We start from the raw sequence: 231 nt of genomic DNA on the forward strand, positions 1-231 counted from the left end.
ACATCGCTGGCCTTGCTCTTGGCATAGATGAACACGCCACCCTTGCCGGATTCGTTGGCCTTGAACGTGCACTTGCCGAATTCGAGGAACCACAGGCGCAGTCCGCGCTGGTAGTTGGCCGGGCTCATGTCATAGAGCGCCTGGACATAGATGACGTCGTTGTGTTCGCCGAGGTGTGCCAGCGCCGAAACGGCGAGCTGGTGCTCGCGCTGCGTGAACGTGGCGATCTGT

The 231-nt window shown here is 60.6% G+C and carries 1 protein-coding gene; it reads right to left on the reverse strand.

Annotated elements, in window-relative coordinates:
- Positions 1-231: hypothetical protein (locus tag AF337_RS43455; RefSeq protein WP_160320404.1), on the reverse strand; the 231-nt coding region annotated here is incomplete at both ends.

Origin of the sequence: Rhizobium ecuadorense, from assembly GCF_001187535.1 — a bacterium.
GTDB classification, from domain to species: Bacteria; Pseudomonadota; Alphaproteobacteria; order Rhizobiales; family Rhizobiaceae; genus Rhizobium; species Rhizobium ecuadorense.